This window comes from Salicola sp. AFF1 (assembly GCF_056783195.1).
This window is the reverse complement of the sequence record NZ_JBXAYL010000016.1, coordinates 1-24945: the sequence shown is the minus strand read 5'-3', so window position 1 is coordinate 24945 and position 24945 is coordinate 1. Positions and strand designations below refer to the sequence as shown.

At 59.9% G+C, this 24945-nt stretch carries 25 protein-coding genes; 2 read left to right on the top strand and 23 right to left on the bottom strand.

What is annotated here, in order from left to right:
- Position 1 precedes the first annotated feature (1 nt).
- From fliR to AC1RQI_RS11440, 21 genes are all read right to left on the bottom strand, one after another.
- Complete coding sequence (gene fliR, locus AC1RQI_RS11540) at positions 2-781, bottom strand: flagellar biosynthetic protein FliR (RefSeq protein ID WP_481904894.1); 780 nt, start codon at positions 779-781, stop codon at positions 2-4.
- Positions 782-785: 4 nt separating this feature from the next.
- Positions 786-1055, bottom strand: a complete 270-nt coding sequence (fliQ, locus tag AC1RQI_RS11535) for a flagellar biosynthesis protein FliQ (RefSeq protein WP_416634225.1) — start codon at positions 1053-1055, stop codon at positions 786-788.
- A gap of 15 nt (positions 1056-1070) precedes the next feature.
- Positions 1071-1823: a flagellar type III secretion system pore protein FliP gene (gene fliP, locus AC1RQI_RS11530; protein ID WP_481904893.1), complete on the bottom strand. Its 753-nt coding sequence runs from the start codon at positions 1821-1823 to the stop codon at positions 1071-1073.
- 11 nt (positions 1824-1834) lie between these two features.
- Positions 1835-2305: a flagellar biosynthetic protein FliO gene (fliO, locus tag AC1RQI_RS11525; RefSeq protein WP_481904892.1), complete on the bottom strand. Its 471-nt coding sequence runs from the start codon at positions 2303-2305 to the stop codon at positions 1835-1837.
- Positions 2302-2835: a flagellar motor switch protein FliN gene (gene fliN / locus AC1RQI_RS11520; protein WP_481904891.1), complete on the bottom strand. Its 534-nt coding sequence runs from the start codon at positions 2833-2835 to the stop codon at positions 2302-2304. Before fliN ends, fliO begins: the two co-directional genes overlap by 4 nt.
- Positions 2828-3826, bottom strand: coding sequence for a flagellar motor switch protein FliM (gene fliM, locus AC1RQI_RS11515; protein WP_416634221.1), 999 nt, complete (start codon positions 3824-3826; stop codon positions 2828-2830). The genes fliN and fliM overlap by 8 nt, the downstream gene beginning before the upstream one ends.
- 33 nt (positions 3827-3859) lie before the next feature.
- The gene (locus AC1RQI_RS11510; protein WP_481904890.1) at positions 3860-4357 is read right to left on the bottom strand and encodes a flagellar basal body-associated FliL family protein; all 498 of its coding nucleotides are present in this window, start codon (positions 4355-4357) and stop codon (positions 3860-3862) included.
- A gap of 95 nt (positions 4358-4452) precedes the next feature.
- Complete coding sequence (locus tag AC1RQI_RS11505) at positions 4453-5661, bottom strand: flagellar hook-length control protein FliK (protein ID WP_481904889.1); 1209 nt, start codon at positions 5659-5661, stop codon at positions 4453-4455.
- Between the two features lie 87 nt (positions 5662-5748).
- Entirely contained in the window at positions 5749-6096 is a 348-nt protein-coding gene (locus tag AC1RQI_RS11500) for an Hpt domain-containing protein (RefSeq protein ID WP_481904888.1), read from the bottom strand.
- Between the two features lie 20 nt (positions 6097-6116).
- A complete protein-coding gene (locus AC1RQI_RS11495; protein ID WP_416634217.1) occupies positions 6117-7835 on the bottom strand; it encodes an ATP-binding SpoIIE family protein phosphatase in 1719 nt (572 codons plus the stop codon).
- Positions 7825-8133 (bottom strand): STAS domain-containing protein, encoded by a 309-nt coding sequence (locus AC1RQI_RS11490; protein ID WP_416634216.1) that lies wholly within the window; start codon positions 8131-8133, stop codon positions 7825-7827. The genes AC1RQI_RS11495 and AC1RQI_RS11490 overlap by 11 nt, the downstream gene beginning before the upstream one ends.
- Before the next feature lie 83 nt (positions 8134-8216).
- Positions 8217-8672 carry a flagellar export protein FliJ gene (gene fliJ, locus AC1RQI_RS11485; protein WP_416634215.1) on the bottom strand — a complete coding sequence of 152 codons (456 nt, stop codon included), beginning with the start codon at positions 8670-8672 and terminating at the stop codon, positions 8217-8219.
- Positions 8673-8682: 10 nt separating this feature from the next.
- Positions 8683-10062, bottom strand: a complete 1380-nt coding sequence (fliI, locus tag AC1RQI_RS11480; RefSeq protein ID WP_416634214.1) for a flagellar protein export ATPase FliI — start codon at positions 10060-10062, stop codon at positions 8683-8685.
- On the bottom strand, positions 10049-10918 hold the full coding sequence (locus tag AC1RQI_RS11475; RefSeq protein ID WP_481904887.1) for a flagellar assembly protein FliH: 870 nt from the start codon (positions 10916-10918) through the stop codon (positions 10049-10051). Before AC1RQI_RS11475 ends, fliI begins: the two co-directional genes overlap by 14 nt.
- Positions 10919-11953 carry a flagellar motor switch protein FliG gene (gene fliG, locus AC1RQI_RS11470; protein WP_416634212.1) on the bottom strand — a complete coding sequence of 345 codons (1035 nt, stop codon included), beginning with the start codon at positions 11951-11953 and terminating at the stop codon, positions 10919-10921.
- Positions 11946-13670 carry a flagellar basal-body MS-ring/collar protein FliF gene (gene fliF / locus AC1RQI_RS11465; protein WP_481904886.1) on the bottom strand — a complete coding sequence of 575 codons (1725 nt, stop codon included), beginning with the start codon at positions 13668-13670 and terminating at the stop codon, positions 11946-11948. Before fliF ends, fliG begins: the two co-directional genes overlap by 8 nt.
- 52 nt (positions 13671-13722) lie before the next feature.
- Positions 13723-14100, bottom strand: a complete 378-nt coding sequence (gene fliE / locus AC1RQI_RS11460; protein WP_416634210.1) for a flagellar hook-basal body complex protein FliE — start codon at positions 14098-14100, stop codon at positions 13723-13725.
- Positions 14101-14319: 219 nt separating this feature from the next.
- The gene (locus AC1RQI_RS11455; protein ID WP_481904885.1) at positions 14320-15765 is read right to left on the bottom strand and encodes a sigma-54-dependent transcriptional regulator; all 1446 of its coding nucleotides are present in this window, start codon (positions 15763-15765) and stop codon (positions 14320-14322) included.
- 27 nt (positions 15766-15792) lie between these two features.
- A complete protein-coding gene (locus tag AC1RQI_RS11450; protein WP_481904884.1) occupies positions 15793-17034 on the bottom strand; it encodes a sensor histidine kinase in 1242 nt (413 codons plus the stop codon).
- 153 nt (positions 17035-17187) lie between these two features.
- The gene (locus AC1RQI_RS11445) at positions 17188-18621 is read right to left on the bottom strand and encodes a sigma-54 dependent transcriptional regulator (RefSeq protein WP_416634206.1); all 1434 of its coding nucleotides are present in this window, start codon (positions 18619-18621) and stop codon (positions 17188-17190) included.
- A gap of 139 nt (positions 18622-18760) precedes the next feature.
- Entirely contained in the window at positions 18761-19048 is a 288-nt protein-coding gene (locus AC1RQI_RS11440; RefSeq protein WP_481904883.1) for a hypothetical protein, read from the bottom strand.
- 131 nt (positions 19049-19179) lie between these two features.
- On the opposite strand from AC1RQI_RS11440, the gene AC1RQI_RS11435 reads away from it, so the two are divergent.
- Together AC1RQI_RS11435 and AC1RQI_RS11430 are read left to right on the top strand one after the other, a co-directional pair.
- Positions 19180-19473 carry a hypothetical protein gene (locus AC1RQI_RS11435; RefSeq protein WP_416634204.1) on the top strand — a complete coding sequence of 98 codons (294 nt, stop codon included), beginning with the start codon at positions 19180-19182 and terminating at the stop codon, positions 19471-19473.
- A 14-nt stretch (positions 19474-19487) separates the two neighbouring features.
- A complete protein-coding gene (locus AC1RQI_RS11430; RefSeq protein ID WP_481904882.1) occupies positions 19488-22349 on the top strand; it encodes an insulinase family protein in 2862 nt (953 codons plus the stop codon).
- Here the strand turns inward: AC1RQI_RS11430 and sbcB are convergent.
- Entirely contained in the window at positions 22333-23778 is a 1446-nt protein-coding gene (gene sbcB, locus AC1RQI_RS11425) for an exodeoxyribonuclease I (RefSeq protein WP_481904881.1), read from the bottom strand. The genes AC1RQI_RS11430 and sbcB overlap by 17 nt on opposite strands.
- Positions 23779-23849: 71 nt before the next feature.
- Positions 23850-24713, bottom strand: coding sequence for a DUF6160 family protein (locus AC1RQI_RS11420; protein ID WP_481904880.1), 864 nt, complete (start codon positions 24711-24713; stop codon positions 23850-23852).
- Positions 24714-24945 lie beyond the last annotated feature (232 nt).

The window sequence follows — 24945 nt, the reverse complement described above, 5'->3', positions numbered from 1 at the left end:
ATCAGGTCCGCTGCATCTCGCGCAGGAAGATGAATGTCTCCCGGCTGAACTCCTGGAAATGCGGCGCCAAATCCCGCACCAGCACCCAATTGGCAAAGAGCCCGAACAACAGCGCAATGGGAAAACCGATGGCAAAGATGTTCATCTGCGGTGCCGCGCGGGTCATAACACCAAAGGAGATGTAAACAATCAGAACCGCCGCCATGGCCGGCAACGCGAGCAGCATCGCACTGGCGAACAGCCAGGTCATCCGGTGGGCGAGCTCACGAAAGGATTCGATGGCGAGGCCATCAGTGGCAACGGGCACTGTATTGAAACTCTCGATCAGGACATCAAACAGCACCAGGTGCCCATTCATGGCCAGGAACAGCAAGGTAATGCCGTTAAGATAGAACTGGGACAGCACCGGCACATTGACCCCGTTGGCCGGATCCACCATGGAGGCAAACCCCAACCCCATCTGCATGGCGATCATCTGGCCGGCTACAACAAACAACTGGAAAAGCATGTAGACCGCAAACCCCATGGCACTGCCGATCAGCACCTGCTGTATAGCGATCAGGCCCATTTCAGGCGAAATCGAATCCAGAACCGGCACATCCCCCATCATGGGCATGATCATCACCGTCAGCGCCAATGCCAGCCCCATGCGGATGCGCATGGTGACCAGCTGGGTCCCGAATATGGGGATCACCATCAGGAAACTGCCAATGCGGAACAGCGGCCACAGGAACTGGCCAAGCCACTGCCCGATTGCATCCGGTCCCAGCTCAATCGGCATGGCGCTACCCGATCAGGTTCGGAATGTTTTTGATCAGCTCATTGGTGTGATCCAGGAGCAGGGTCAGCAGCCAGGGGCCCCAGACGATCAACACCAGCAGCGTCACGATCAGCCGTGGCAGAAAGCTCAGTGTCTGCTCGTTGATCTGGGTTGCCGCCTGGAAAGTGGAAACCACCAGCCCGACCATCAGCCCGGGCCCGATGATTGCCAGGGCCATGGTGACGATCAGCCATAACGCATCGCGCATCAGATCTATGACCACTTCTGGAGTCATTGCCTTACCCCCTGTCTATATCCCATAGCTGGCCGCAAGCGTACCCATGACCATGGCCCAGCCATCGACCAGCACGAAGAGCATAATCTTGAACGGCAGCGAAATAATGATCGGGGACAGCATCATCATGCCCATGGCCATGAGCACGCTTGCCACCACCATGTCGATGATCAGGAAGGGAATAAAGAGCATGAACCCGATCTGGAACGCCGTTTTGAGCTCACTGGTCACAAAGGCTGGCATCAGGATCCAGAACGAAACCTCCTCCGGGTTTTCATAGCTGCCCTCCTTGTCGGCGATCCGGACGAACATGTTCAGGTCGGTCTTGCGCGTCTGGCCAATCATAAACTCGCGGAAGGGCTGGCTCGCGGCTTTGACCGCTTCCTGGGCCCCGATCTCCTCATTGAGGTAAGGCTGAAGCGCCTGCTCGTTCGCCCGCTCCAGGACCGGCGACATGATGAAGATGGACAGAAAAAGCGCGAGCCCAATAAGAATCTGGTTGGAAGGCGTTTGCTGCAGGCCAATGGCCTGGCGCAGGATGGCGAAGGTAACGATGATGCGGGTGAACGACGTCATCATCATCAGCGCCGCCGGCAGAAAGCTCAGCGCCGTCATCAGCGCCACGATCTGCAGGGTCACGGAGTACTGCTGCTCACCATCCTCGGTCGTGGTAAGCGATAGCGCCGGAATGCCCTCAGGCGCCGCCTGAGCCAACAGGGGCGCGGCGAGCAGCAGTGCCCCCGTAATCCAAGCGCACCTCGATGTCATGGATGATCCCCCTACACGTCATTGGAACCTCCCGTTGTGCTCCGCCCCATCACCTGCTGGAGCTTGCGGGCAAAGTCACTGGTGCCCGCGGATTGCGAGCCCGTGACAACGGGTTCCTCAAAGACATGCAGGGTTCGTACCGATTGTGGCGTTACGCCGATAAGTATCTGTTTACCACCGACTTCCACCAGTGCCACACGCTCTTTCTGGCCTACAGACAGTACCGCAACCACCTTGAGCGCCTGAGTATTGACGCCCCCCAGACCCTGAACGCGGCGGGCGATCCAGCCACTGAACAGAATGAAGGCAAGCACGACCAATAGTCCCGCACCCAGCGTGAGGGCGGTTGTCATGGTGTCCGGTGCGCCGGCACCAATGCCCTCACCACCGCTTTCCTGCTGGGCTTCCTGAGCCTGAACCAGCAACGGCAGCAGGCCCGCCAGGGCCAGAACAGACTGCCTGAACAACGCCAGCCGGATCATTTGGAGAGCTTGCGGATACGTTCGGAGGGACTGATCACGTCCGTAAGACGGATCCCGAATTTCTCATTCACCATCACCACTTCGCCATGCGCGATCAGCATGCCGTTAACCAGCACATCCAACGGCTCGCCGGCCAGCCGGTCCAATTCGATCACCGAGCCCTGATTAAGCTGGAGCAGGTTGCGGATCGGGATGCTGGTATTGCCCACCTCCATGGAAATGGTCACCGGGATGTCCAGGATGACATCCAGATCCGGATGCTGCTCCCCACCCGGCTCCGGCTCATGACTGAAATCCTGCATCGGCGCTTGGCGCACATTCTCACCACCACCCTTGTCACTAGCGCCGCCATTGCCACCACTCGCTTCCGCCATGGCAGCGGCCCACTCATCAGTGCGTTCCCCCTCACCACTGCTCGCCTCGTCGTCCTCTCCCTGACCGGCCTCACCCATGGCCTGCTCCCATTCAGCGGCGAGCTTTTCCTCCTCTGTCATTTCCTCGCCATTGCCGTTGTTCTCGTCTTCAGCCATTGTTTTCAACCTTCAGCTTGTTGTTGGTCTCAGGCCGCTTGATCTTTTCCGTAACCCGCAATGCCATATTGCCGTCACGTGTTCCGAGTTGCCCCTTATAGATCGGGATACCATTGGCCGTCATGGTGGCATCATCAGGCATGTCGATGGGAATGACATCCCCCGCCTCGAACTGAGCCACCTCCCGCAGGGAGATCTGGCGCTCAGCCACGGTTACATTCACGGGGACATCGATCTCCTTGATGTCCTCCTGCAGGGCATTGACCCAGCGTTCATCCACTTCATCCACGTCACTCTGTACGCCCGCATCCAGCAGTTCGCGGATGGGTTCGACCATCGAATACGGGATGGCGATATCCATCTCGCCACCGCCTCCATCCAGCTCAATCTGGAAGGTGCTGACGATCACCACCTCGCTGGGGCTGACGATGTTGGCCATCGACGGGTTGACCTCGGAGGACAGATACTCGAAATCCACCTTGAACACCGCGCTCCAGGCCTCCTTCATATCCTGGAAGACCTGTTCAAGTACCATCTGAACAATCCGGGTCTCGGTTGGTGTGAACTCCCGGCCCTCAATCTTGGCATGGCGGCCCTCGCCGCCAAAGAAATTATCCACCAGCTTGAACACCAGCTTGGCATCCAGTATGTAGAGCGCTGTCCCCCGCAGTGGCCGCATCTTAACCAGATTGAGACTGGTGGGCACGAACAGGGTATGGATGTATTCCCCGAATTTCATGATCTGGATGCCGGCGGCCGCCACATCCGCATTGCGACGCAGGAGATTGAACAGGCTGATCCGGGTATAGCGCGCGAATCGCTCGTTGATCATCTCCAGCGTCGGCATGCGACCGCGGACGATGCGGTCCTGGGTCGCCAGATCAAAGGTCTTGGCCTCACCCGTATCCTCTTCGTCCTCGGTGTCCACGTCGCCATCATCAACACCATGAAGCAGCGCGTCGATTTCATCCTGCGACAGCAGATCCTGCATGATTCTTCCCCAGCCCGGATTGTTTCTACCGGGTCACTGCATGACAAAGTTAGTGAACAGTACCCTTTCGATCGGTTTTTCGTGTTCCGATTTCAACACCTTATTCACGACCTTGAGCATATCCTTCTGGAGCTGTTTCTTACCCTGGGTCGTGCGCAGTTCCTTGTAGGACTGCTTCTGGAGCAGCGTCCTGAGACGGCTGCGCACCGTGGGCAGGTGGCGCTCAAGCGCCGAGGACACATCATGTTCGCGCATCACGAACGCCAGATTCACCTGCAGATAGCGCTGCTTCTTGCTGTCCACGGAGACAACCAGCGCATCTTCAAGCTTGAAGTAACTGGCTGGCGTGTGCGTTTCCGCCTTTTCGGCCTGGCCGTCCGCGGTGTCCGCGCCATCGCCACCGCTATCGCCGGACCCACCCAGAAACCAAAGGGTGCCGGCCACCGATAGACCGATCGCCAGAATCAGCGCCACCGTTACAATGATGATGGTCTTGAGCTTACCACCTTTATTGCCGTTGTCTTCGGCCATGCTGTCTTCCCGTTGCTCCGTTAAAGCCGCCCCAAGGCAGCAATTCGTATGCCATCAATATAGATGACCGGCACGGGGAAGGACCACCCCCGACCTCACGCATAGAGATCGATGCCTTCATTCAGGGTAATGGTGGTCTCACCAGTGGTGACGGAGTCACCTTCACGGCTAACGGCCGTGGGCCCTTCACCCTCACCAGGGTCACTGTTATCAGCGCCGCCGTCATCACCATCAGCGGTCTCACCGGAAACATCAAAACCAGCCAGATTCAGCCCTTCCTGCTCCAGCATGTCCCGCAGCCGACTGCTGTTCAGCTCCAGCATCTCGCGCACCTGGGAGTTCTGGGCATTAACCGCCACCTGCGCCTGGTCATTGTGCACCTGAACCCGCACGTCAATCGGGCCCATGTCCGGGGGATTCAGCTGAATATCCGCGGACTGGATATTGCGGCCGGCTAGCCAGGCGATCTTGCCCGCCACCTGCTCACTCCACTGCTTCTGCTGCTGTACTGGTGTGTCCACGGTGGTCGTGTACTGGCGCAGTGTGGCATCCCGGGCTGCTTCGCCACGCGTGAAGGTCTGCTGGAGCAGTCCTGATGGGTCAGTGCTCTGGCTCCCCTTATCCTGGCCACTACTGTTTTCCAAGGCTACCAAACGCAGGCCCTCAAAGCGGAGCTCTGTATTGCCGGACTCACTGTTCTTGACCTGGGATTCCGAGGCCATACCGGAGAGCAGGTTCTGAAGAAAGTTACGGGTGCTATTACGGATGCCGCCATCAGGACCACCCTGGCCCAGGAGCTCCGCCAGCGGCAAGCCGTTGCCTCCTTGATTCCCCAGCGCCAGATTCCCGTTACTGCCCTGAGTCCCACTGAGACCAGTAAGCGCAGCCAGAACCCCCTGCTGCTCCCCACTGGTCAGGTCTTGCAGTTGCTGGAGCCAGTTAGCCTGCTCTCCCGCTTCCGGCTCGAATTCGCCCGAGAACAGGGCCTGAAGGGTTTCCAGGCCGTTTCCACCCTGTTCCTCAAGCAGGCTCGATAACTCTTTGAGAGGAATCCCCGGGCCTTCATGCCCTTCAAGGGCGAGGCGCAGCTCGCCGCCTTCACCTTTCACAATGCGCCCCACGGCGTTGCCTTCCGCATTACGCACCACATCCCCGGGAGCCAATCCACCACGACCGGCACCGCTATCCATCAGATTCCGGTGAAGTTCGCCGAAGGCGGAGCCATCGGCCCCCTTACCATCAGCACCATTACCGGAGCGACCGGAAACGGAAGCGAGATCGGAGAGAATATCGGGCGTTTGCATGGCAGAACCTTGCCTCCTGAATGGATCAGATCAAGACTTAACGCCATGCAAGCAATTTGAGGGCCAGAATGGGTGGAAGGGCCATCATCAACTGGTTTGGAACTGCTCCAGCGCTTCCCGGACCGCGCTCAGCTCCTCGTCTATGGACCTGATACAGGCCTCTATGTCGGATAGGTCCTCGTCACGACCACGCTGCTCCGCAACCCGGCAACGATCAGCCAACTCCGGAGCACCGATATTGATGCAACTCCCCTTGAAACTGTGCGCCGCCTTCCTGACCTCTTCCGGATTTCCTGAGGCCGCACTGTCGCGCAACTGTTCAAAACGGTCCCCCGCATCCTGGAGAAAGGTGTTCACCAGTATGAGAAACTCTTCCCCCATGACATCGCGCAGCTCCGCCAGGGCATCATGATCAATGTGTTGATGGTCACTCATTTAAGACTACCGTATCAGCTCTATCCCGTACGCCACACGTACTCGGCCTGCACGCAGTTACCTGCTTCATTCCAGCCTAGATTACGGCACAACGCCTGTACAAGCGCGATGCCACGACCGGAAAGCTGTTCATGCCCCAGTGACGACACCCCCTCCTGGCGCTCAAACCCCGGCCCGCTATCGGCAACGGTCACAAAGAGGTCACCGCCAGCCCCATCGTCATGGGCACGGTGGTCCAGCGTGATGGACACCCACCCCCTATCAAGCTCACGCAGAAGCCGTTCGCGTTCGCTATAGTAATGCGAGAAGCCACTGGGCGAATCCTTGAGGCCAGAGGGAAGGCGGAGTACGCCATGCTCCAGGGCATTGTTGAAAAGCTCGGCAATGATGGTATAGACGTCGCCACTGACCAGGCGCAGGCCCGGTACTTCCATGCACACGTGGAGTAGTAGCGGCACCGGATTGAACTTCGCCAGTGTGCGGTCTTCGAGCTCATACTGGAGCCGCCACTGCTCCGGTCCGGCACCGGTATCCGGCACCACCTCCTGCTCCAGCTCCCAAAGCGCCGACTCGGAAACCAGTGCCACATCCAGAATGGTAATATCGTCATCGCTGACCACGCCCTCACCGAAGCTATGAACCGCCTGCCGGAGGCAATCAAAGCCGTCACTGGGCAAGGAGCGCTGCTCGATGGCGGCAACCGCTCGCCCTTCCCCAAACATCTCGCCTTCGGTATTCGAGCTCTCAATCACACCATCCGTTGCCAGCAGCATGTGTTCGCCCAGCTCCAGGCTGTGGCGCTCACAGGCTGCCGAGAACCGCTCCACTGGCAGGATTCCCAGTGGCAGGTGGCGCGAGGGCAGTTCGTCCTGGGTGCCGTCGTGGCGTAATATCCAAGCTGTGGGCAATCCCCCGTTCCATACTTCCGCATGGCCGGAACGCAAATTCAGATCCACCATAGCTGCACAGCAGAAAAACCCCGTGGGGAGGATACCCTGAAGCTTACGGTTCATTTCCCGCAGGATATCGCTGATGGCAAACCCCTTGATCGTCATGCCGTAGAAGATTTCGGACAGTGGTAGCGCGCCAATGGCTGCGGGCAACCCATGCCCCGTAAAATCCCCCACGAACAGGTGCATGCCGCCGGAGGGCTTGGGCGAGGCAAACAGCACATCCCCATTGAAAATGGACATTGGCGATGCTTCAAACCGGATATTGTCCGCGCTGAGGCAACCACGGTCGGCGATGTTGTCGAAGACCCGGCGAGCCAGCGCCTGCTCATGAACCATCTGACGATTACGCTGGTCGGTACGGTCACGCTCCTGCTGCAGACTCTGGTGCAGGTCCCGCATGCGCTGGAACGCATTGATCTTGGCCCGGAGAATCACGCGGTTGTAGGGCTTGGACAGGAAATCGTCGCCGCCCACCTCAAGGCAGGAGGCCAGCGATTCGGCATCACTGAGTGACGTCAGGAAAATAACGGGTATGAGGTCCTCACCGACCGCGCTCTTGATCCGCTTGGCCGCCTCCAGGCCGTCCATGTTGGGCATAAGCACGTCGAGCAGCACCATTTGCGGGCGCTGCTGTTCAAATGCCTCAACGGCCTCGGCACCGTCCGCCGCTGTAATGACCTCATGCCCCTGACGCGTCAGGATGGCGTTGAGGATCATGCGGTCGCTCTGGTTGTCGTCCGCAATCAGTATCCTGAGCGGGTTGGCGGTGCTGATGTCAGTCGTCAATCTGGAACAGCTGCTCAAAGTTGGAAACGGTCAGAATACGGCGCACATCCTCGTTGCAGTTCACGATACGGACATCGGCATTCTCACCACCGGCATAATCCCGCAACAGCAAAAGCATACCCAGAGCCGAGCTGTCCAGATAGGTGGTATCCCGCATATCGATCACGTACCGGCCTGTACCCTGCCCTTCAGCCTCGTACGCATGACGGAATGCCTGATGTGAGCTGAAATCAAACCGCCCTTCAATACGAATGGTGAGCTCGGCACCATCCTCGGAACGCTCAGTGGTAATCGACATTATCCCCCCTGTCGTGCATGACCACGTCATCCTCAATCAGAGCATAGACCAACATGGCGTAATGTCACGCGAACGAGGTGCCGCTACCCCTCACGCTGCATTGAGCGTGCAAAACGCTGGTTAGCGGCTTCATCCAGGGCTTTCTGCTCCTGGCGTTCATCCTCGCGCGCTTCACGCTGGCGGCAGGTCTCAATGTAGCGCTTCATCCCCTCGCGCCGTTCACGCGCCTGCTGCCACTGCTGCCGGGCCTGCTCCACCGTCTCCTTGTGGCGGTCCACCTGCTGTTGCTGCTGGGCGATTGCCGCGACCAGCTGGCTTATGAACTGCTGCCCCGCCTGGAGCCTGGCCGCTGTGGTGGTACCAGAGGCCTCGGAACGGATCTGGTTCTGGTATTCCTCATGGTAGCTCTCCAGCTCATCCAGGCGCTGCTGCTGTTGCGCCAGCTCCTGCTGGGCCGCCTGGAACCGCTCCCGGGCTGCCTGTTCCTTGCGGTCCTCCATGTCGAGGACCACCTGTAACCGCTGCGAACGCCGCTTCATGAGTCACCCACTACGTAGTCGCTGATCCGGTATCAGCACTGTCCCCGTTGTTGCGGGCGTTGTTGTCTTTAACGCCGACGATAGCCTCAAGGGCCTGCGCGGACGCCTCAAAGCTGGCGCTTTCATTAAGGCCCTGCTGAAGAAATTGACGCATTTCCGGCATTTTGTCGATAGCCAGATCCGTCTCTGGATCCGTCCCCTTCTGATAGGCGCCGACACTGATGAGATCCCGTGACTGCTGATAGCGGGAGTAAAGCTGCTTGAACCGTTGCGCCTGACGCACGTGCGCGTCCGACACCACATGCGGCATGACCCGGCTAACGGAGCTTTCCACATCAATAGCCGGGTAGTGACCTTCATCCGCCAGCTGGCGGGAAAGCACCATATGGCCATCAAGAATGGCACGTGCGGCGTCCGCAATCGGGTCCTGCTGATCGTCGCCCTCCGTCAGGACGGTGTAGAAAGCGGTGATGGAGCCCCCCTCCTGTTCTCCGTTGCCGGCACGTTCCACCAGCTGGGGAATGCGGGCGAACACCGATGGCGGATAGCCCTTGGTCGCCGGAGGCTCACCCACGGCCAGCGCGATTTCACGCTGCGCCTGGGCATAACGGGTGAGCGAATCCATCAGCAGAAGTACCTTGTGGCCCCGATCCCGGAAATGTTCGGCGATACGGGTGGTCAGCATGGCCGCGCGCAGCCGCATCAGCGGGGAATCGTCCGCGGGCGCGGCCACGACCACGGAACGGGCGATGCCCTCCTGGCCAAGGATCTCTTCAATGAATTCCTTGACCTCCCGGCCCCGTTCGCCGATGAGCCCCACCACGATAATGTCCGCTTCGGTAAAACGGGTCATCATGCCCAGGAGCACGGACTTGCCCACGCCACTGCCGGCAAACAGGCCCAGGCGCTGGCCTTCCCCCACAGTCAGAAGGCCATTGATGGCGCGGATGCCGACATCCATGCGGCGGCGTATGGGAGTACGATTGAGAGGGTTGATCACGGTTCCGGTAAAGGGCACGTAGTGGGTAGCCTCAAGCGGACCACGACCGTCAAGTGGCTCCCCGGATCCATCCACAACCCGGCCCAGCAGCCCTTCACCTACCGGTACCCGGCTCGCGCTCTCCACCGGAGTGACAAGCGCTCCCGGGCGCAGACCGCTGACAACGGTCAGCGGCATGAGGTAGAGGCGGTCGTTTTCAAAGCCAACCACCTCGGCTTCCACTTCCTTGCCATCCTCGGCTTCGATCAGGCAGCGGTCCCCCACCTCCATGGGGCAGCCCACACATTCCAGAGTCAGCCCGACCATCCGCGTGAGCCGTCCGCTCAGCTCCGGGCCACAGGCATCAGGAAGTGCTTCTGCGAACCGGTCCAGCCGTTCAGACAGGGTCATCGCTGTCACCGTTTCCGGCTCCAGGCTCCTCGCCTGACTCCAGCACATCCCGGTGATAGTCGCTCATCTCGCCCATAACCGCATCCAACTCCCCATGCCCGGTGTCTTCAGTGTCGCTGAGTTCGGCTTCGAGCATACGCTGGACCTGCTTCTGGAACCGCTTCTCCACAGTGTAGTCCACCAGGCTGCGATTGTTCTCCACGCTACATCCGCCGGGAAGGATCTGATCGTCCGGTGCCACTGTGGCGTGACTCGCGACCCCTTCGATGGCCTGGCGGACCATTTCCGCGTCATCGGGATGCACCCGGATACGCATGTCACTGTCGCTATCCGGCAGGCTGTGGATGGCGCGGCGCACGATACTGCCAATCTGGGCGCTATCGAGCTGGAGTTCCCGATGGATCACGGACCGGCTCAGGGCCATGACCAGATTCAGAAGGGCCGCCTCGGTTGCCTCCTCTTCCTGGCGGATGGGATGAACCAGGGTGTCCATGATCTGCTGCAGCCGTTGCTCTTGCTGACGCACCTGCTCACGGCCTTCCTCCAGGCCCTGCTGCTCACCCGCCTCCCGACCCGCGGCATGGCCCTCGTCATAGCCCACCCGGTAGCCTTCTCGAGCGCCCTGGTCCATGCCTTCGGTCTTGCCGGATTCAAAGCCCGCGTTGTAGCCCTCCTCGCGCGCCTCATTATGGATGGCCTCCAGCTGCTCGGCCGTCAGCGGCTGAACCGCCTCTTCCTCAACCTCTTCCACCGCCGCCCGCCGCTGGCCGTTTTCATCAAGCAGCGGCATTTCCCAGCGTTCATAGGCGGTAAGGTCCTCGGACGGTATCCGGTCGCGATGCGAGTAGCGGGTCATCTAGAGCATTTCCTCGCCGGAACCACCCAGCACAATGTCGCCGCTTTCGGCCATGCGCCGGGCAATGGTGATGATTTCCTTCTGCGCGGCCTCCACCTCGGAAACCTTGACCGGCCCCTTTGCCTCCAGGTCGTCTTTCAGGAGCTCGCCGGCGCGCTTGGACATGTTCTTGAAGATCTTCTCCTTCACTTCGTCCTCCGCACCCTTGAGCGCCACCACCAGAACGTCGGAGGAGACCTCCCGGAGCAGCGACTGGATGCCCCGGTCGTCCACGTCCTTGAGGTTGTCGAAAACGAACATCAGATCCTCAATCTCACTACCAAGATCCGGATCCATGTCCTTCACGGAATCCATCAGCTGGCCTTCAATGCTGCGGTCCATGTAGTTCATGATGTCCGCTGCACGCTGGATCCCACCGATACGGCTGGCCTGACCACCAGCGCCGCCCGAAAACTGTTTCTCCAGAATGGTGTTGAGTTCCTGAAGCGCCTGTGGCTGTATGGATTCCAGCGACGCCACGCGCATCATCACATCGAGCCGGACTTTGTCGTCCAGCGATCCCAGGATTTCGGCGGACTGGTCCGGATCCAGGTAGGACACCACGATCGCCTGGATCTGCGGGTGTTCGTAGCGGATGATGTCCGCCACCGCTCGGGGCTCCATCCACTTGAGGGTGTCCAGCCCGGTGGTGTTACCGCCGATCAGGATGCGGTCAATCAGGCTGCCGGCCTTTTCCTCGCCCAGGGCATTGGTGAGCACCGAGCGGATGTAGTCGTCGGCGCCCACGCCCAGACCAGTCTGCCCCCCAACCGCTTCGAAAAACTCGCCCACAACGTACTCCACGTCGTTCTTGGGGACATCCTGAAGCTGGGACATGGCCATCCCGACCCGCTGGACCTCCTTCGGCCCCATGTGCTTGAGGATCTGGGCAGCGTCCTCCTCGCCCAGTGTCATAAGCAGTATCGCGGCCTGTTCGACCCGCCCCAGCTGGCGCGAGGGCTGGGCACGACCGCCTGAGTTCTGTTCATCACTCATCCGCGTTCACCCACTGACGGACTACCTGGGCCACCCTGGCGGGGTCTTCCGCGATCAACCCTTTCACGGCGTTCAACTCCCTATCATAGCCTTCACCGGTATCCGGCAAAAGCCGATCGTCGCCACTGCCCATTGCTGAACGAATTGATTCACTGCCCTCAATATCCTCCAGACCACCCAGTCCTTCAAGGTCGGACTCACCGGCTTCGCCACCCTCGCCACCGCCCTTGCCACCCGCTGCGAGTGTCTTGAGGGTGGGCCGTACCAGCAGAAGGGCGAGCGCAATAATCACCAGGCCCGCAATCACCGGCCGGATGCTTTCCTGGAACCAGGGCTGCTTGTAGAAGGGAGGAGGCTCTATCTCGGGCTCTTTCTGCTCCGCAAACCCAGTGTTGACAACGGTCACGCTGTCACCGCGGGCCGCGGAAAAGCCCACAGCATCCCGGATGAGCCGTGTGAGGCGTTCCAGCTCGGCCTTGGGCCACTCAACCTGGCTTACTTCCCCGGTTTCCGGATTCGTGCGCTTGAGATCATCCACCGCTACCGCCACGCTTAGACGATTAAGGGAGCCGGGCTCTTCACGCGTAAAACTAAGCAGCCGATCCACTTCATAGTTCCGGGTGGCAGAGCTCCGGGAACTGCGGGAGCCACTGCCACCTTCACCGCCCTCCTGGCCGCCAGCCTGCTCCGGGGCCTCGGCTTCGCCTGGCGGCTGATTGGACAATGCTCCGGGAATACCGCCTGTCTCGCCCTGGGCATTAACCTCCTCTACGGTCTTTTCGCTGCGCAGCGCCTGTTGTTCCGGGTTGAAAACCTCCTCAGCCTGCTCAACCGCCTTGAAGTCCATATCCACCGAGACTTCCGCATTGAACCGGTCACGCCCCATGATCGGCGCCAGAATGCCTGCCACCCGTTCCTTGAGCCGCTTCTCAACCTGCCGCTGCATCTGCAGCTTTTGGGCCATCTGTTGGGCATTCTCGTTGGTGGCATTCGCGGAGAGATGGTGCCCTTTCTGGTCCACGACCGTGACATCCTCGCGACTCATCTGGGGCACACTGCCAGCCACCAGGTTGATGACCGAACGAACCTGCACTTCGCTCATGCGGCGACCGCCACCCAGGTTCACCATGACCGATGCCGTCGGGTTGCGGTTGTCATTAACAAAGACGGAATCCTCGGGAATGGCCAGGTGAACGCGCGAGCTACGTACCGAATCCATGGCTTTGATCGTGCGCGCCAGCTCACCTTCAAGGCTGCGGTGGAAGCGGGCCTTCTCCATGAACTGGGATGTGCCCAGCCCCTGGTCCTGCATGATGATCTCAAAGCCCATTCCCTGGTCTTTGGCCACCCCCTCGCGAGCCAGCGCCAAGCGGGCGTCATGGATATCACTCTTGGCAACCAGCAGGGCCCCGCTGCGGTGTTCGATGCGATAATCCACCCCGGCACTGTCCAGTACGTTCGTCAGCTCCTTGGGGTTGTAATCACTCATATCCCCCACAAGCGGCTGGTAATCCTCCCCCTGCGCCCAGAGTACAAGCGTCACGGCCAGGGCCACACTGGCAGCCAGGCCAACAATCAACCCCACCTGACGCAGCAGCCCGACGCTGCTAGCACTCAGCCGGAAGGTGTTGGTGCCGCCAGTACCGCCTTCGGTGTCTCCCTCACCACTGCTGGCCGGCGGGTTGGTCTGTTCCGTTTCAGCCGGTACGTTCGCCATTGTGCGCTCCTGTTACCGCACACCGCCGCGGGGCGGATCCCGTTGAACCGAATCAGATCGGCATATTCATGATATCTTCATAGGCCTTCACAACACGGTTGCGCACCTGAACAGTCGCGTCGAAGGCCACCGACGCCTTTTCGCTTTCCACCATCACGCGGGTGATGTCAACATCCGGATCGCCCTGTGTGTAACGGGTTTTAAGATCCGATGATGTCTGCTGAAGCTCGTTCACGTGGTTGACCGCACCCTGAAGGGTTTCCATGAAGCTTGTCCCTTCGCCCTGTTGCGCTTCGCCAACCTTCTGGCTCGGCTGCATCTGCTCCGGCCGAAGTTGCTCGGGCTGCTGTGCCTGCTGGCGCTGCTGCATCTGTTCACGCAGCGCGCGGATATCGGACAGCACGGAGTTCACATCAGCTCGTTCCACCATTGGCCTTCTCCCGGTGCTCTGGCATACGCCATGGACGGTTTCGTCTTAAGGTACCAGAAGCAATTACCGGGCCAGATTCATTTTCCCCTTTAATGACAAAGCCTTGGAATCCGGAACTGGAAACGGCCAGCCCAATGAGCGCAACACCCCGCATGGCTCGACGTGATTTTGACACAAAAAAGCCCGGACCGGAGTCCGGGCAGGCAGGAGGAAGGGGAGTCAGATGAGCGCCAACTCCTCCTCAGGGTTGATTCCGTAATCACGCATCTGGGCCAGCTTGTACCTCAGGGTCCGGGGGCTGATGCCAAGCCGCTCGGCCGCCTGCTTGCGCCGTCCCCGTTCATCGCGCAGCGTCTGCAGGATGATCCGGAACTCGCGCTGGCGCAGGTCATCCCCAAGGGACCCATCCTGAGCATCCCCTTCGTCTTCCGTTGAAGATTCCGGCGCTGAAACCACAGACGCCACCACCCCCTCATCAGGCTCAGAATCTCCGGGCTGCGGCATGGATGACCGGGGCGGCTGGGCGGCCCCGGTGATGCTTTGGTCCAGGCTCAGATCGCGGTCAGTAATGACCTGTCCCTGCTGCAGAATCAGGGCACGCTGGATGGCGTTATCCAGCTCCCGCACATTACCGGGCCAATCGTATTCATGAATAACGCGGCGCGCACTCGGGTCCAGCGTGACCCCGGTCAACTGCATCTGGCGTGCATGCTTTTCCAGCAGGTGCTCGGCCAGCGGCAGGATGTCATCCCGGCGCTCACGCAGCGGTAGCCACTGCAACGGGAACACGCCCAGGCGGTAGTAGAGATCTTCCCGGAAGCGGCCCGCGGCAACGTCCTGCTGTAGATCCCGGTTGGTGGTGGCGATCACGCGCACATCCAGCTGGATGCTGCGCCGGCCGCCCACCCGCTCCACTTCCCGCTCCTGCAGTACCCGAAGGAGCTTGGCCTGAAGACCGACCTCCATCTCCGAAATTTCATCCAGCAGCAGCGTTCCGCCGTTGGCCTGCTCAAACTTGCCCGGAGAGGCCTGGTGGGCCCCGGTAAAGGCCCCCTTCTCATGGCCGAAAAGGATCGCCTCCAGCATGTTCTCGGGAATCGCCGCACAATTGATGGCTACAAAAGGCTGGGAAGCCCGGCTGGACTCATCATGAATGTAACGGGCGAGCACTTCCTTGCCGGTACCACTTTCGCCACAGATGAGCACTGTGGACTCCGTGCCCGCAACCTTCCGGGCAAGCTGAAACATTCGCCGACTGGCCGCATCCTCGGCAATCGCCTTGCTGGTATTGCCGGCCGTGGCACCGCCCAGAATCCGCGCTACGATGTCCGTCAGCACCTGTGGCTCAAAGGGTTTGGCCAAATAGTCCACCGCCCCGGCCTGCATGGCAGAGACCGCTTGCTCAATCCGGCCATAGGCAGTCATCAGCAACACAGGGATGCCCGGATGATGACGCTGGATCTCCGCCAGAAGGGTGATCCCGTCCATCCCGGGCATCTGCACGTCACTGATCACCAGATCCACGGGGCCAGCCGCCAGTTTTTCCAGGGCCTCCTCGCCAGTGGCCGCCTCGCTTACGCGATAGCGCTTAACCTCCAGCGTGGTCACCAGTGCCTCTCGCAGCTCCCCGTCGTCTTCAACAATCAATATCTTCTGTTTCGCCATGACTACCTCTCCGATGAAACCGCGGGATCACTCATTGTGTGGCCCGGCCAACGGCAGCGTCATGATGGCGCTCGTGCCGTTTTGCCCGTCGGATGCCAGCTCAAACCGTCCCTTGTGGGCCTGGGCTACCGCATTGACCACCGCCAGCCCCAGGCCAGTGCCATGGGATTTGGTGGTGACAAACGCCTCCGTTACGCGCTCAGCTTCTTCGGCAGACAGACCCGGCCCGTTATCCTTAAGACAGAAACGGACTTCTCCGCCCTGCTCGAAAACGCTCAGCGCCAGTTCGTCCGCGCCCGCTTCAAGGCTGTTGTTGATCAGGTTCAGGCAGGCGCCAACCAGCGCCTCCCGATTGCAGGCGATGACGCCTTCGGGCAGCTGCTCAGGCACGGTCAGCGTAGCGCGACGCGTCTGGAGCGACGTTTCCGCATTCTGGACGACCGCCTCCACCCACTCACCAATACGCAGCTGCTCTGCCAGCCGGATATCCCCCCGGGCAAAAATCAGCATGTCCCGAACCTGCTGCTCCAGATGTTGCAGGCGTGCCATCAGCTTGCCGGCGCATCGCTCACGCATCGCCGCATCCAGATCCTCTTCGTAGAGATGGCCTGCATAGAGCATGGCCGCCGAAAGCGGCGTCCGGATCTGGTGGGCGAGAGAGGCGACCATGCGGCCCATGGAGGAAAGGCGTTCGGAACGTGCAAGGCGCGACTGCAGCTCACGGGTTTCAGTGAGGTCGGTGAGCAGGATGAGCTGGCCGGGCTCGTTGTCCATGGAACGGATCTCGATGTTCACCCGGCGACCGTCGTTAAGGGAGACCTCATGGCCATCATCACGCCGCGGCGCAAAAGCCCTCTGGATAACATCCACCCAACGCTCGCCTTCGAGGGGCTCATCCAGCAGCTCCACGGCGGCCGGGTTGCACTGGCTGATGACGCCCTGGCTGTCCAGAACCACGACACCAGCGGGCAACACATCCAGCAGGGTCGAAAGCCTGTTGGCGACCTTCTCACGCTCTTCCAGCTCATCACGACGACGCCGCTCTTCGCTGCTGAGGCGTCCCGCCAGTTCATTGACCCGTTCCTCCAGAGTCCGGTAGGAATCCGTGATCTGGCGTGACATCTGATTGAACAGGTCAAGCGCCTCATCCACCGGACCAGTCTCGGGCTCCTGGCGGGCACCGAAGAGAGAGGTCACCTTGTCGTTGGCATCCGCGGCCGCATTGTCAGCGGCCGCGGCCTCGTTGCGCTCGGATGTCTGCTGGCTCATGGGAGTCTCCCGTACCGACGCCACGCCCCATGCGCGGCTTCCCGTTCAGTTCAGGGAGACCTCTGCAGATTTCATGCCACCGTTAATTTTTCCTTTATAAATCGGCAGATAAAAAACATCCGGTCACACGGAAGCCAATTTTTTGTCACGGCTTCAGGACTCGGAATCCTCTCTGAGCCCGTACTTGCGAACTTTCTCGACCAGCGTGGTGCGGCGGATCCGGAGCTTTTCGGCCGCCCGGGCGACCACCCCGTCTGTCTCGTTCAGCGCCTGCTCGATCAGGGTCTTCTCCAGGTTCGAGAGATAATCCTTCAGGTCCAGGCCGTTGACCGGCAACAGCGCTGGAGCATCCAGGTTGGTCAACCCTTCAATGCCTGAAGGCATACCGGAATCCTCGGTTTCACGGGATTCATCGAAGTCATCGACATAGCGGAACTTGCGGGGCAGCTCCTGCACCCCCACCACACCGTAGGGATGCATGATCGCCAACCGCTCCACCAGGTTCGCCAACTCCCGGACATTGCCAGGCCAGTCATGACGGCACAGGCTCATGATGGCCGCGGAGTTGAGCCGGATGGAACCGCGCTTCTCCTTTTCCATCCGCGAGATGAGTTCATTGATCAGCAACGGAATGTCCTCCACGCGTTCACGCAACGAGGGCATCTCCAGCGGGAAGACATTGAGCCGGTAGTAGAGATCTTCACGGAACTCGCCGTTGTCGATCATGGTTTCAAGATTCTTATGGGTGGCGGCAATCACGCGCACGTCGGTGCTTATGGTGCGGTTGCCGCCCACCCGCTCGTAGGTGCGCTCCTGAAGCACGCGCAGGATCTTCACCTGCATGCTCAACGGCATGTCCCCAATCTCATCGAGAAACAGGGTGCCCCCCTCGGCAAGCTCGAAGCGCCCGGCGCGGGAACTGATTGCGCCTGTAAAGGCGCCTTTCTCGTGACCGAAAAGTTCACTCTCCAGCAGTTCACCGGGAATGGCACCGCAATTGACGGGAACAAAGGGCTTGTCCCGGCGTGGTGAATGGTAGTGAAGGTTGCGCGCCACCACCTCTTTGCCAGTGCCAGACTCACCCGTAATCAAGACACTGACTTCCTTATCCGCGACCTGCGACATGAGCTGGCGCACATGCTGGATCCGGCGACTCGTGCCAACCAGGCTGCGGAAAAGCTGTACCTCCCGCTGCTGCGCCCGCTGGCCGTTGCGGGCATACTGCTCCCGGTACACCTGGGCCCGATAGAGCGAATCCACGAACTTGGTGTAGTTCGGCGGCCACGCGATACGCGCGATCACCCGGGATTCGGCCTCATCGCTGAGCCCTTCCAGACCGTGCTCGCCAATCTGCAGAAAGGGCACCCCCTCCTGACGTTGCGCCATCTCATTGAGATGCGCCACCGCCGCCTCGCTCTCACCATCCACAATCACCGCACCCAGATGATCCGTCTGCTCCAGGGGATCAACCCACTGGTCGGGGTCGGCGGCGTAGACCTCCTCCCCGATGAATTCCAGGATCATGCGGAGGTCGTGTCGACGCTGTTCATCGTCCACGACGAGAAATACAACGGCAGTCTCGGACATCGAATCGGCAGCCTCGGGGGTTCAGGCGTTAATAACAGCTCCATGAACGTGTCGTCATGGGATTGTCACGTATTTAAGACGCTGAGGCCGCTTGAGTCAATTTAATGACGGTGTTTTTATCAAACCCGCTCCCAAATGGTTACTGATTGTCCAGATAGGCCCTGGCCGCCTTCTGCGTCCGATTGGTTGAACGCAGCGCTTCGGCCGCTTCGTCGCGCTCTTCCTCGGACCCCTGACGGGCCTGATCGTAAAGCGCCTCAAGACGCTGGATCGCCTCCCTGACCCGTTCATGACCGAGTTGGTCCGCTTCCGCCACTGCCTCACTCACACACTGGCGAACCTCGTCATCAATCTCCGCCAGTGACGCCCAATCCTGGGCTGCTACCAGTGATTCCACCTGACTGACGATTGCTTCAAGTGCTGCCATCCCACCTTGCCTCCAATAACGTGACCCACTTGGCCCCAGAATAGCCTGTTTCCTTTGAAAATGGGCCGGAATGCCATTAATGTCGAACCCGTCACCCTGTCTTCCCGAAAAACACGCGACCGTAAACGACCATGCAAGATCAGCAGAATGATGCCTACATTGCCATTGCCCGAGCCTGCCTCAAAGCCATCAACCAGGCAGCCGACGACGGGCGTGACCGCGCCGAACAGATCCAGATGGTCTACCAGGCCATCGACGATGCCTTCCAGGCGCAGCTTGAGCCCTACCAACAGCAACTGCGTGATTACCGCAACGTTATCCAGCGTATCGCCAGCGGCAACCTTAACGCCCAGCAGATGATCGAACTGGCAGACGCCGCCGTTGCGGACAGTAGCGAACGCGATCAGGATGATCCCCTGCACTGACACGGAGCCCCGATATGACCACTCGCCCCAACCTGCGACCGGCCTCCCTGCTGGCACGCTTAGCCCTCGGCGCCACGTTGAGCCTCACAGTGTTTTGCGCCAATGCCGACGTTGCCCAACAACTGACGCCACAGACCGGGCCCGACGCCTCAGCCCAATACCGTTACCTGACGCTGGACAACGGCCTTGGGGCACTGCTTGTGTCCGACCCGCGCGCCGACAAGGCCGCCGCCGCGCTGGATGTCCACGTGGGAGCCGGGGCCGACCCCGAAGATCGGCCGGGGCTGGCGCATTTCACCGAGCACATGCTGTTTCTCGGCACTGAAACCTATCCAGACCCTGGCGAATACAAGTCCTTCATCAACAGTCACGGCGGCTCACACAACGCCTACACCAGCGCCCTCGATACCAACTACTTCTTCAATGTTGAACCGGAGTTCCTGGAACCGGCACTGGACCGTTTCTCAGAGCAGTTCCGAGTGCCAACCTTTGCCGCGGAATTGATCGACCGTGAACGCAACGCCGTGAGCTCTGAGTTTTCCGCGCACCAGCGCAGCGACGGGCGCCGCTTCTGGTCAGCCCTCAAGCAGACGTTCCCCAAGGGCCATCCCTTGGACCGATTCACCGTGGGCAACCTGAACACGCTCTCCAATGACAAGGGCAAGCTGCGCGATGACACCGTCGCCTTCTACGAACAGCACTATTCCGCCAACCTGATGGAACTGGTGGTCATTGGCCCGCAACCGCTGGATAAACTGCAACCGCTTGTGGAACCGCGTTTCTCACCCGTGGCAAACCGTGGCCACAACGCACCGCGCTATACCCAGCCATTTCTGGACAGCGATCAGCTGCCGCGACTGTTGGAGGTGGACGCGATCCGGGACACACGCCGCCTGCAGCTGACGTTCCCCATACCCTCAACGGAAGATGACTACCGGAATAAGCCACTTTCCTACCTGGCCCACCTCATTGGCCATGAAGGATCAGGCAGCCTGCACGCGGTATTGAAAGACGCCGGGCTTGTCGACAAGCTCTCCGCGGGCCAGAGCATGGACACTGGCGATCAGGCCATGATGAACATCAGCATGTCGCTAACGCCAGAAGGGCGTGAGCACTGGCGGGACGTGGTGCGCCTGACTTTTGACTACCTGGACCTGATCCGTAACCACGGCATCCGTGAAGTGTACTTTCAGGAACAGCAGCAGCTCAACGACATCGCGTTGCGCTTCCGCGAACGGGGCAAGCCGATCCGTGAGGCGAGCACACTCGCCAGTCGCCTGCACCGGGTGGACCCGGAGGACGCGGTAATCGCCCCCTGGCTCTATGAAACCTATGAACCATCGGTTTACCGCGAGCTGTTGACGCACCTTCAGCCGGATAACGTCCTGGTTTCGGTACAGGCGCCGATGGATGAAACAGACAGCTTGCCGACAACGCCCTATTACGAGACCCCCTACCGACTAACCGAGCTTCATGCGGAAGGACTCATCGGCAACAGCAAGCAGACCAAGCACCTGGAACTGCCAACGCCGAACCCCTTCATCCCCGAAGATCTATCCCTGGTGGCTGGCGAAGACATGCCCCAACCCAGGGCCATGGGCAACGACACTCTCGAGCTCTGGTATGCACGCGACACCCGGTTCGAGGCGCCACGCGCCAACGTCTACCTGTCTCTGCGTTCACCTGCGGCAACCGGCTCGCCACGCAACGTTGTGCTAACCCGCCTTCTAGCGGAAACCGTCAAGGACGAACTTAATGCCCTGACCTACCCGGCCAAGGTGGCGGGCCTTAATTATCGCGTCTATAGCCATCTCCGGGGCATTACCGTCAGGATCAGCGGTTACAGCGACAAGCTGCCGCGCCTCATGGGCAATGTACTGGAACAGCTGCGCCACCCCGACCTGAAAACGGAACACGTCCGCACCCGGCTACAGCAGCTCCGTGATGACCTTGCCAATGCAGCGGAACGCCGCCCCTATGAGATCGCGTCAAGCCGGATCCAGGAGGCGCTTCTGGACAACGTATACCCCCACGCCAGCCGGCTTGAGGCCGCCCAATCGCTCACGCCGAAAGACCTGCAAGCCCACACCGACACGTTCTATCAGGCTCTCGACCCCGTAATGCTGGTGCACGGCAACATGACAAGGGCCGCGGCACTCAATATCCGTTCGCGCGTCTCAAGCCTCATCATGAATGACTTGGCATCCGTCGAGGTCCCCAGGCCGCAGGTTCACCGCTTGGCTCGGGACGAACAGACAATGGACGTCAGTGTGCGCCACACCGACCAAGGCTATCTACGCTACATCCAGGGGAACAGCAAGGACTATGCGACCCGGGCGCAGTTCCGGCTGCTCGCCCAACTGCTGTCCGCCCCATTCTACGAAAGGCTGCGTACGAACCAACAGATGGGCTATATCGTCAAGGGAACGTACTACCCGGTGATGGACACACCAGGCATCGGGTTCATTGTTCAATCACCAAAGAACAGCTTTGAGAGCATCAATAAAAGCGTCACCACCTTCCTGAAGAAGCAGGAAAAGCGGCTTGCCGGGCTGGACGCAGAAACGCTGCAACGTGAAAAACAGGCCGTCATAAGCCGCCTGGAGCAGGACGATACCCGTCTGAGCGAAGTCGCTGACCGCTACTGGCAGGAAATTGACCGCCGCAATCACGACTTCGACCAACGCGAACAGCTTATCGAAGCCGTGAGCGCCATCGATCACCAGGCACTGATGGCAACCTTCCGGGAAGCAGTGTTGAACCAGCCTAGATCCCTGGTGATCAACGCCCGTCAGGATGTTCCCAAAGACGCTGAATCACTCCAGGAGCCGGCATTCGACGGCTCGTTCCGGAGTACGCTTACAGAGACGGAATAAGCGACTCGCCATAGAACTGGAGATCCTGCAACAGCAACTGGTCCCGCCGGCTCAGGGAGGGGTCGGCCATACGCTGCTGCAGGTCCTCAAAGAATCCCGGAAGACTACGCCAACCATCGCCCGGCTCCATGAGCCGCTGGTGCCGGAAGCGCTCCCAGCGCTCCTGTTCGTCAGCGCTGAGACTCTGCGGGTAGTTACGCGCACGGTACCGAAAAAACAACTCCGGCAAGCGTGGATCCTCAAAATCCGGCTCCAGTTCCCCCAACAGCCCAGGCGGTGTATCCAGAACCTCCTGTAGACGCCGGCGATCCGAATCACCGATGAACCCGCCCGAATACAGCGCCTCATCCGGATCCCGAACGCCCCCTTCCGGGCTTTCTCCATAGACCCGTTGGAGCCGCTCTGCCAACCCTTCCATTCGCCTCAGTGCATCAAGGTTCGCTCGGAGTTTCTCACGATCAAGCCCGAAACGTTCAAGCCGTTCTTGGGGCAATTCCTTGAGCATAGCGGCCGGCGCCACCACCGGGCAGGTGTTAGCGCGAATCTCCTTCAGCGCGGGTCTGGGTTCGTCTCCTTCCGACCGTTGGTCCGAAGGCTTGAACAGCCGTTCCCGGAGCGCATCCGCCGATACCCCCTCCAGCATACGCGGGTCCTGGCGCAGATCGAATACAATCACCGAGTTGCGGTTAACCGGATGCGCCGCCACCGGCGCCACCAATGCGCAGCAGCCCTGCTCGGAAGGATACATGGCGGATATATGGAGCACGGGCTTGATGTTGCCGGTGTCCAGCATCGACAGCACAGACCGTTTATCCCGATGCCGTAATACATAGTCAAAGAGCTTGGGCTGGCGGTCGCGGATCAGGCGGGCCACCTCAATGGTCGCGTAAACATCCGCCATGGCATCGTGGGCCGCACCATGCTCAATACCGTTGGCGGCGGTCAGATCCTCCAGCCGAAACGAAGGCCGACCGTCCTCATGCGTGGGCCACTCAATCCCCTCGGGCCGGACCGCATGGGCAAGCCGCACCATATCAATAATGTCCCAGCGCGAGTTACCGTTCTTCCATTCACGGGCATAGGGGTCGCGGAGGTTGCGGTACAGGGTGTGCCGGGTTACTTCATCATCGAAGCGTAGACTATTGTAGCCAACGGCACAGGTCCCGGGTTCCAGGAATAGATCATTGATCCTCTGGATGAATTCCGCTTCCGGAAGGCCGTCATTCAGGCAATCCTGGGGGGTTATGCCCGTCACCATGGTTGCCACGGGATCCGGCACATAGTCTTCCGCCGGGCGTGCGTAGAGCGTGACGGGCTCCCCAATAATATTCAGGTCCGGATCCGTTCGAACGCCCGCGAACTGCGCGGGCCGGTCATGTACTGGATCCGCACCAAAAGTCTCGTAGTCGTGCCAGAAAAAGGATTGCAAACCGGTTTCTCCTGCTCAGCGCGGCAGCCGGTCAGGATAACACCGTAGCATGCAGGAGCCGAATGGCGGACTCAGAACAGTCCCTCACCCCGATCAATGTATTCTGTGCGCTTACGGGAAGACACGACGTCTTGCGTAAGCTTCTGGAGCTTTACCCGCATCGCGGTTGGCACATTCATGAACACCCCCGCGTCGGCCTGAACCGAGCCATTCGCGTCGGGCGTTTGCCATTCGAGTGGCTTATCCTGAAAGGAAATGAAGAAATTATTGGTGAAATCAGCATTACCATTAGCATTGCGATCACCAATCTCGAGGGTCTCGAACGCACTCAGCGCCGCACAGTCCTCGCCGCCACTACTGCAGTCCGCGGAATCCGCCAAACCGTAATGAGTCGCCCGCTGGTTGTTGGCGGTACCATCCGACTGCAGCAGTTGTCCCTGTTGGACATTACCACTGTCGTCCTCCAGCTCAATGCCGAGACGCCCAGTCAAGGTGCTGATATCCCCGGACAGCGTTCCCCTGGCTTCGATGAAGCCAAAACGGAACCCAACGACATCGCCATCGTTTTCGGCCAGTTCCAGGTAGGGGTCACGACCGATGAAAGGAACAATGTCATCCTCGGAATAGTCATTGCCGTCAAATTGCTGGCCATCCTGGCGAGCAATGTGGCCAAAGGAAAGATGGTCTACCGCCACATCAGCGCCGTTATCGGTTTCTCCCACTGCAAGCTCTTCCATATTCATCTGGAAGTCCGCTTCCATGCCAACCGTATAACGGGTGAAATCCGCCTCGGAGGTCTGAGCGACATCCAGTCCAAGCATGGATTGACCGGTCACCTCTCCCATCTCCTGGTCACTCATCGCTTTCATCTCGGCATGAGCAACCGGAAGCGCGGCCAACAACAGCAAACCGATAACGCTTTTTCTGGTCCGCATTGGAGGCCTCATGGCTGAATGGTGCATGGCGATTGTCATGTCGCCAATCTAGACCTTCACTCAACGCTGTACTGTGACCCTGATCATGCGACGGAATCCCCCCGCAAACCCAGTTGTCGAGCTGTGATACGGGTCACGGTATTGTGAGTATCCATAAAAAAAGCCCCGACACGCTGTGTGACGGGGCTTGGGTGTAGGAGCCTGACGATGACCTACTCTCGCATGGGAGACC